Origin of the sequence: Bacillus sp. IS1 (assembly GCF_032461585.1) — a bacterium.
Lineage (GTDB): Bacteria > Bacillota > Bacilli > Bacillales > Bacillaceae > Bacillus > Bacillus velezensis.
In genome coordinates this window covers 1,663,065-1,670,545 of record NZ_JAWCWR010000001.1, presented here as the reverse complement: position 1 = coordinate 1,670,545, position 7,481 = coordinate 1,663,065, and the positions used below count along the sequence as shown (strand labels likewise).

The window sequence follows — 7,481 nt, the reverse complement described above, 5'->3', positions numbered from 1 at the left end:
AACAGGCTGTCTTTTTTTATGATGATCTTTTATTAATGCCAAGCCGCTCACGTAATGCAAATTGAAGAAGCTGCGAAAAGTTTACACCTTCTTTTTCTGCTGCTTCCGCCAGCCATTTAGGTACAGTAAGTGTCTTTTTCACCGCTTTGTTTTCCATTTCATCACGGACAATATCTGTCCAGGCGCTTACCATAACAACAAAACCGGTTGCCGGTACTTTGATATCTTTTGGAGCGGATGGGGAAGGGATGTCTTCGCCGTCTTCTTCCATGCCATATAGAAAGCCTTCGAGCGCATCTTTTGCCATACTCATAGCATCATCCACGTTTTCACCTTCTGAAATGCAGCCGGGTAAATCGGGGAAAGTAATTGTGTAGCCGTCGCTTCCGTCTTCTCCTGCATCAAAAATCGCCGGAAATAAATACTTTGCCATATATATAAAACCTCCTTACAAGGGGGCTATTTAAGCCCCGCCTGTTTAAGTATAGAGTTTAGTGTGCCGGGTTTGAAGTCCTTTTTTGGGTGTGGGACTGTTACCGTTCCCGGTTTGGTTGGATGTTTAAAGTGGTGATGACTACCAACAACCCGCTTTAAATACCACCCATCTTTTGTAAGTATCTTTATGATATCTCTTGAAGACTTCATGTTTCCCTCCCTTCATTTATATTATAACACGTATTATTTATACGTGTCGATACTTATTTTTGAAAAAAAGCATTTTTTGTCTTACGGTTGAGACTAATATGTGAAGGGAACTTTTGTTCGGAAAAGAAGAAATAATTACAGCGTGCTTGGGGGTGCTTTTTATATGGTGGGAGGTGAGAGCGGTGGCAAAGGAAAAACCGTCTAAGGATGATCTTATCTGGAATAAAGAATTAGGCATTTATATTCTCCCAAAAAATAAATGATGCTGAGAGCGGCTTCCGTATGTGGAGGTGTTGAAATGGCTGTGAGAATACAATTAGATGAGCGAACAACGTTAACAAGCGAAACAAGTGCAGGTGTTTTAGAATGGTTTGGCTATCCCGAGAAGAACTCATCCGAAGATATTCAAGAAATAATTATGCAGCACTATGAATTGAAGAAAAGTGAGGCGACGGATGTTTTTTATGGTGTGAAACATAATCCACTTATTAATCCTACGCCATATGTACTAAAACATATTAGCGAGAGAATGGAAGTACCATTAAAACCAGACCAAAATGGAATAGTAGCAGTAGAACAATTATGAGCATCCTTCGGGGTGCTTTTTTATTTGGGTAGTTGCATACCACTAAAGGTGTTCAGGTGCACATGAGCATTGGAGGAAAGGAACGTTTCAGGGGGAAGGGAAACCTTTAAACAGTCTTAATCCCCCTTGATTTTATGTTCTCTGTAAACTGCGTCCGGTAAATCTCAGGGAGAACAATTGGCGGTTAACGGCTTGAGTGCGGGGGCAGTTTAGAAAGAATATGAAGGAGGATAAGCATGAGTGTCATAAAGGGATTGACTCATATCGCATTCAGTCCACTGAAAGAGTGTACTAAGCCTCCGTTGGGTGTAATGCCCAATTGGTTGCATAACGAACGTAGAGCAGAAGATTTAAAAGCGGCTATTAATAGATACATTGACGCAAACTGCGAGATTCCCACTGAATGGATTGAGGAATACAATTTGTTGATTAGTTCGATTAGAGGTTGAAAAGATTAATGATCAGGCGCTTTCCAAGCATGAGGGCGTTTTTTACTTTGCCGAAAGGGAGCGATGTAAATGAAATTGGAATTAGCAAATAGAACCATCTTTGAGTTACTTAAAGAAGCACACGCGAAAGGAGAAATGATTGTTACGAACGCAAGGCAGAGAAGGCTAGGAAAAACAAAAGCGTTGATGTCATACGCAGAAATAAACCAACTGCCTGTAATTGTCCCGGAAAGACTAAAAAGAGATTATTTAAAAAGATACCCAAAGGTTCGTATATTAGGGGATGCAGAAGTTACCTACATTGACGCATTGCCTCTAGTACTTTTATGTGATGAGGGAGTGTCTCTCGATATTATCAAGGAGCTACAGCGACTCGGGAAATTATTAACAGGATTCGTATTAAAGGCCGATTCCGGTCTAACTTCAGAACAAAACACTGATGAACAAGGGGAGTTAAGAGATGGGAGGAAACGAAGTCTATTAACTAAAGCCATTCATGAAAATGTAAACAACATTGTAGACAAAGAACTTCCTGAATTAGAGAAAGATTTAAAAAGCGCAAAGAAGAAAGTATCTGTTATTGAAAAACGCATTGCTGAGAGAAGAGAGCTTGTTGATGAAGCTATCAAGAAATTTGGACATCCGATACCATCTTCTCCTTTTGAGGTGCTTCACTAATGAAGAAAGCTCTAAGGCCTTGCAATGAACCCGGCTGTCCCGACCTAACGCGAGAGGGCTATTGTGAACAGCACAGGCGAACCAAGCCGGCCTATGATCAATACCGGGAGTCTGCGGCCAAACGGGGGTATAACAGCAAGTGGAGACAGTCGCGCGCTGGCTACCTGTCCAAGCATCCGTTATGTGCCGCCTGCTTAATGCAAGGCAGAAGAACCCCGGCGACAGTTGTCGATCATATCGTTCCGCATAAAGGCGACAAAAAACTATTCTGGGACTCGAGTAACTGGCAGCCTCTCTGCGGGCCGTGCCATAGCCGGAAGACAGCAAAGGAGGATGGAGGATTTGGAAACAGAACATCAAACATGCGTGTGTGATCAATGCATGACCAGACTTCTTATCAAAGGCTGTTCAAAGATCAGGAAGCACGACGACGGAATCAAAGAGCATTATATCAAGTGTCCACGCTGCAAGGCTGAGTATACATCCTTCTATACGAACGAGGACATCAGACGAATGCAGCACAGAATAAGAAAGATGTTTGCTCTTCGTCGTAACATGAAAAAGGAATCAGCTGTCGATCTATATTCAAAGAAAATAGAAGCAGCACAAACCGAAATACAAGCAGCCATGAGCCAGCTGAAGAAGGAGATGGAGACCCCCCACCCTTAAATCCCTAGAGGACGTTTGCCGGAGACCGCGCTCCCCTCCCCATTTTGAAAAATTCCCTAAATGAAAATTCGGAAGGAGGTGAGGGAATGGCCAGACCGCGGGAACCTTTAGATTTGTTACTTTATAAAGGCAAGAAAAACTTGACAAAGCAAGAGATTGAGGAACGTCGGGAACAAGAAATAAAGGCACCAAACGACAAAGTAAAAGCTCCATCGTATTTGCCAAAAGACTTAAAAAGAGAGTTTAAAAAGATAGCGGATGAGCTAAAAAACATCGGAATTATGACTAATTTAGATGTGGACGCGCTTGCCCGCTTTTTGTTTGCTCGAAAACAATACTTGGAAATGACCGAAGTCTTACTCGAAACGCCCATTACTGCATTAGTTGAGGATGATGACGGAAATAAATTTGAAGTAGCGAACAAGACATACAGTGATTTGCTTATCAATCAAGACAAGCTGTTCAAACAATGCAGGCAAGCTTCCAGTGATTTAGGGCTGACCATTTCCTCTCGCTGTAAACTTATTATCCCGAAAAAAGATGATGGGAAACCGAAGTCAAAAGAGGAAGAACGGTTTGGGGGCCGCATGTAATGCAAGAGATTACAGCCGAAATTCTCATTGAGCGGGTTTGGTCATATGCTGGGAAAATTCGCTCCGGGGAAATTAAGGCAGGCAAAAAGCAAAAATGGGCTGTAGAGCGTTTTTTTAAAGATGTTGACCGGCTCGCAGAAGATGACTGTCCTTATTACTTTGATGCTGAAGCTGTTGTGGATTTTTATGAATGGTCGCGGCAATTTAATCATGTCGAAGGTATACTTGCAGGGCAGCCGATTGAATTAACAGATTTTCAGCTTTTTATTGCAGCCAACATATACGGATTCTATAAAAAAGAAAATGGCGCCCGCCGGTTTCGGAAAGCTTATATCCAGCTGGCCCGTAAAAATGCGAAATCGCAATTTTTAGCTTTAATCGCGTCGTATGAGATTTTCCCGACACAAGAAAAACACCGGGTATTTATCGCAGGCTGGTCCCGTGAACAATCAGATGAAGTATACCAGGCAATTCTTGAGCAACTGCATCACGCGCCGATACTCAAAGGGAAATATACCTCTGCCAACGGCCGCGTGAAAAAATATAAAACGAACTCCATTATCCAACCTCTTTCCCGTGAGGCTCGGAAGCTCGGGGATGGTAAAAACCCATCATTGGGAATTGTGGATGAATACCACGCACATGAAACAAGTGAGATTTACGACGTCCTGGACAGCGGGATGGTCGCCCGGCGCAGTCCGTTAATGGCCGTTATTACGACAGCGGGTTTCAACATGGAGCGGCCATGCTTTAAGGAATATCAATATACGAGTAAAATTCTTGATCCAGACATTGACACGGAGAATGATGATTATTTTGTTATGATCTGTGAACTGGACCCGGAAGATGACATAAAAGATGAATCAAATTGGATCAAGGCGAATCCGATTGTGGCAACGTACCCCGAGGGGATGGAGTCATTACGTTCTGCTTTAAAAGTGGCTCTTGAAGTGCCTGAAAAGATGCGTAGTTTCCTAACCAAAAATATGAACCGATGGGTTGACCAGAAGGACAATGGTTATATGAATATGACAAAATGGCGCAGTTGTAGCGGGGAAATTCCTGATCTGCAAGGACTGCCCGTTTATCTGGGCCTTGATTTATCAATGACAACAGACTTAACCTCCGTAGGATATGTGGCCGTGCAAGATGGCTTTTTCTATGTCGGTCAACATTCCTTTATGCCTGAAGCCCGAGCCAAAGAAAAAATGGCGACCGATAAAGTGCCATATGATTTGTGGAGAGAGATGGGATTTATCACTTATACGTCTGGCGAAGCAGTTGACTATCAATTAGTCGAACAGTGGATCATTGAATTTATCCATAAAAACCGTTTTCGGCCACAAGAGACCGCGTATGACAAGTGGAATGCTCTTCACTTAGCTCAGCGGCTTGAATCAAAAGGACATACAATGGTGGAACTGCCGCAGAGAATCAATCATCTGTCATTACCTACAAAAAGCTTCCGAGAGAAAGTATATGAAGGGAAAGTTGTACATGGTAATGATCCGGTTTTATCATGGGCGGTTAATAACGCAATTATGAAAATGGACCCGCAAGAAAATATCATGCTGGATAAAGCAAAATCACCGCAGAGAATCGACCCTATTGCGGCTGTTATAAATGCTTATGCCAGAGCGATGTATCACGACACAAACCATAGAGTAGATTTAAATAATCACTTCGGCTCTGGGAATTTCAGTTTTTAGGATGTGAGAAAATGAAAAAAGTCAGGAAAAAGATCAAAGCTTTTTTTAAGTGGTTTTTTCACCCCAAGTATATGAAAGCCCTGCTTTCTTTTTTCTGCTTGATAATAAATGATCTGCTGTTTATGGCGGGAGCCGCCTTTATCCTGACAGCTGTCTATAGATGGAGCACTAACATCGGTCTTATTCTGACGGGTGTCTTTTTAATGTTTTATGCCTACCTCATATCAAAGAAAGCGAGGTGATATAAATGCTGCTTGAACGAATGTTTGAGAAACGTTCTGGCTCGTCAGATCATGAAGATGGTTTTAACAACATTTTATTAAACATGTTCGGCGGCCGGAAAACAGCAAGCGGCGAAAGAGTGAGTGAAAGCAACTCACTTGTGCAGCCGGACATATTTGCATGTGTCAATGTATTGTCGGATGACATTGCGAAACTGCCGATTCACACATATAAAAGAACGGACGGCGGCATAGAGCGGAAACCCGAGCACATGTCCGCGCATGCTGTTTATGCACGGCCGAATCCTTACATGACAGCTTTCACATGGAAAAAGCTCATGATGACTCATGTTCTGACTTGGGGGAATGCATATTCCTATATTCAATTCGGACCACATGGTTATCCGGAAGCGCTCTTTCCCTTGCGCCCTGATTACACGAATGCTTACGTTCATCCAACAACAGGCATGCTGTGGTATCAAACTGTGATAAACGGGAAACCCGTTGAATTATATGACTACGAAGTGCTGCATTTTAAAGGGCTTTCGACTGACGGAATACATGGTAAATCACCTATTGGCGTTGTACGGGAGCATATCGGGGCACAAGCGGCTGCCACCAAATATAACGCCAAACTGTACAAGAACGAGGCAACTCCACGGGGAATATTGAAAGTCCCGGCGTTCCTGGATGAAAAACCAAAAGAGAACGTGCGCAAAGAGTGGAAACGGGTGAATCAAGGTGAAAATATCGCCATTATAGATAACGGACTGGAATATCAATCTATTTCCATGCCTCTGCAAGAAGCTCAATTCGTTGAGTCTATGAAGTTTAACAAAGCACAGATTTCCATGATTTATAAAGTACCGTTGCATAAGCTGAACGAATTGGATAAAGCGACATTTTCAAATATTGAGCATCAGTCCATTGAATATGTCAGAAACACGCTGCAGCCATGGATTGTGAATTTTGAACAAGAACTAAACGTTAAATTGTTCTTAGATCACGATCAGAAAAGCGGCCATTACGTGAAATTCAATATAGACAGCGAGCTGCGCGGCGACAGTAAGACGCAGGCAGAGTATTTGAAAACACTGCATGAAACAGGAGTGCTGAATAAAGACGAAATCAGAGAATTGCTTGAACGCAACCCTATTGAAAACGGCGACAAGTATATCTCCAGCTTAAACTATGTGTTCCTCGATTTTGTGGAAGAATATCAGCGGCTTAAAGCTGGCGGCGCCGTGAAGGGGGGTGACAACAAGAATGAAGGATAGAGAGGTTCGGCATTTGACGACGCCGATTGAGCTGCGTTCCGAAGGTGAGGGGCAGAGTGAATATATCGAAGGGTACGCTCTCAAATTCGAAAAATGGTCAGAACGCTTGGGATGGTTTAAAGAGATAATCAGCAGAACGGCCCTTGACTCAGCTGACATGTCTAACGTCATCGCCCTTTTCAATCATAAGCAGGATTTTCCCTTAGCGAGAAATACCGTTTCCGAGGATACTGGCCGTCTTGAATTAGAAATAGACGGGATAGGCCTCAAATTCCGATTCAAGCCCTCAGACACGTCATATGCGCGTGATTTAATGGAGAATGTCCGGAGCGGTGTGATCAATCAGTGCTCCTTTGCTTTTTCATTGGATTATGGGGATGCTGAGGCAGATGAATGGCGTATCAATGAAGATGAGGACATTTATGAGCGACGAATTAATAAAATCAATCGTATTTTTGACATTTCGCTCGTCACTACGCCTGCTTATAGCGATACTGAGGCGGTTGTAGGTGCCCGCAGTTTAGAAAAGGTTGAGCAGCTGAAAGAAAGACGTAATTCATCAGATGAAGCGTTAAAAATGGAATTGGAACTATTAGGCCTTGTACTCCCGGAGTAAGGGTCTTTTTTAGTTCAGAAAACAAGGAGGAAATGATT

Annotated in this window: 10 protein-coding genes; 8 read left to right on the top strand and 2 right to left on the bottom strand. The window is 42.9% G+C overall.

Annotation, left to right across the window (positions count from 1 at the left end; genetic code table 11):
• Window positions 1-16: 16 nt before the first annotated feature.
• Both RUW00_RS08130 and RUW00_RS08125 read right to left on the bottom strand, forming a co-directional pair.
• Entirely contained in the window at window positions 17-433 is a 417-nt protein-coding gene (locus tag RUW00_RS08130; RefSeq protein ID WP_032867698.1) for a type II toxin-antitoxin system HicB family antitoxin, read from the bottom strand.
• A gap of 26 nt (window positions 434-459) precedes the next feature.
• Window positions 460-645, bottom strand: a complete 186-nt coding sequence (locus tag RUW00_RS08125; protein WP_032867696.1) for a type II toxin-antitoxin system HicA family toxin — start codon at window positions 643-645, stop codon at window positions 460-462.
• Window positions 646-943: 298 nt separating this feature from the next.
• Here RUW00_RS08125 and RUW00_RS08120 point away from each other — a divergent pair, with 298 nt between their 5' ends.
• The 8 genes from RUW00_RS08120 to RUW00_RS08085 all read left to right on the top strand — a co-directional run bounded on the left by RUW00_RS08120 (window position 944) and on the right by RUW00_RS08085 (window position 7,443).
• On the top strand, window positions 944-1,231 hold the full coding sequence (locus RUW00_RS08120) for a hypothetical protein (protein ID WP_315956579.1): 288 nt from the start codon (window positions 944-946) through the stop codon (window positions 1,229-1,231).
• Window positions 1,232-1,749: 518 nt separating this feature from the next.
• Window positions 1,750-2,358, top strand: coding sequence for a hypothetical protein (locus RUW00_RS08115; RefSeq protein ID WP_315956578.1), 609 nt, complete (start codon window positions 1,750-1,752; stop codon window positions 2,356-2,358).
• Window positions 2,358-2,732, top strand: a complete 375-nt coding sequence (locus RUW00_RS08110) for an HNH endonuclease signature motif containing protein (protein WP_265987823.1) — start codon at window positions 2,358-2,360, stop codon at window positions 2,730-2,732. The genes RUW00_RS08115 and RUW00_RS08110 overlap by 1 nt, the downstream gene beginning before the upstream one ends.
• Window positions 2,692-3,027 carry a transglycosylase gene (locus RUW00_RS08105; protein WP_250620679.1) on the top strand — a complete coding sequence of 112 codons (336 nt, stop codon included), beginning with the start codon at window positions 2,692-2,694 and terminating at the stop codon, window positions 3,025-3,027. Before RUW00_RS08110 ends, RUW00_RS08105 begins: the two co-directional genes overlap by 41 nt.
• Window positions 3,028-3,113: 86 nt before the next feature.
• Window positions 3,114-3,620: a phage terminase small subunit P27 family gene (locus RUW00_RS08100; RefSeq protein ID WP_046559655.1), complete on the top strand. Its 507-nt coding sequence runs from the start codon at window positions 3,114-3,116 to the stop codon at window positions 3,618-3,620.
• Window positions 3,620-5,329, top strand: coding sequence for a terminase large subunit (locus tag RUW00_RS08095; protein WP_315956577.1), 1,710 nt, complete (start codon window positions 3,620-3,622; stop codon window positions 5,327-5,329). Before RUW00_RS08100 ends, RUW00_RS08095 begins: the two co-directional genes overlap by 1 nt.
• Before the next feature lie 247 nt (window positions 5,330-5,576).
• The gene (locus RUW00_RS08090) at window positions 5,577-6,827 is read left to right on the top strand and encodes a phage portal protein (protein ID WP_172870014.1); all 1,251 of its coding nucleotides are present in this window, start codon (window positions 5,577-5,579) and stop codon (window positions 6,825-6,827) included.
• Window positions 6,817-7,443, top strand: a complete 627-nt coding sequence (locus tag RUW00_RS08085) for an HK97 family phage prohead protease (RefSeq protein ID WP_172870015.1) — start codon at window positions 6,817-6,819, stop codon at window positions 7,441-7,443. Before RUW00_RS08090 ends, RUW00_RS08085 begins: the two co-directional genes overlap by 11 nt.
• Window positions 7,444-7,481 lie beyond the last annotated feature (38 nt).

What these genes read in the sequence shown, in the direction of transcription:
- RUW00_RS08130 (WP_032867698.1), bottom strand. Translation starts at nt 433, where the DNA reads ATGGCAAAGTATTTATTTCCGGCGATTTTTGATGCAGGAGAAGACGGA.
- RUW00_RS08125 (WP_032867696.1), bottom strand. Translation starts at nt 645, where the DNA reads ATGAAGTCTTCAAGAGATATCATAAAGATACTTACAAAAGATGGGTGG.
- RUW00_RS08120 (WP_315956579.1), top strand. Translation starts at nt 944, where the DNA reads ATGGCTGTGAGAATACAATTAGATGAGCGAACAACGTTAACAAGCGAA.
- RUW00_RS08115 (WP_315956578.1), top strand. Translation starts at nt 1,750, where the DNA reads ATGAAATTGGAATTAGCAAATAGAACCATCTTTGAGTTACTTAAAGAA.
- RUW00_RS08110 (WP_265987823.1), top strand. Translation starts at nt 2,358, where the DNA reads ATGAAGAAAGCTCTAAGGCCTTGCAATGAACCCGGCTGTCCCGACCTA.
- RUW00_RS08105 (WP_250620679.1), top strand. Translation starts at nt 2,692, where the DNA reads ATGGAGGATTTGGAAACAGAACATCAAACATGCGTGTGTGATCAATGC.
- RUW00_RS08100 (WP_046559655.1), top strand. Translation starts at nt 3,114, where the DNA reads ATGGCCAGACCGCGGGAACCTTTAGATTTGTTACTTTATAAAGGCAAG.
- RUW00_RS08095 (WP_315956577.1), top strand. Translation starts at nt 3,620, where the DNA reads ATGCAAGAGATTACAGCCGAAATTCTCATTGAGCGGGTTTGGTCATAT.
- RUW00_RS08090 (WP_172870014.1), top strand. Translation starts at nt 5,577, where the DNA reads ATGCTGCTTGAACGAATGTTTGAGAAACGTTCTGGCTCGTCAGATCAT.
- RUW00_RS08085 (WP_172870015.1), top strand. Translation starts at nt 6,817, where the DNA reads ATGAAGGATAGAGAGGTTCGGCATTTGACGACGCCGATTGAGCTGCGT.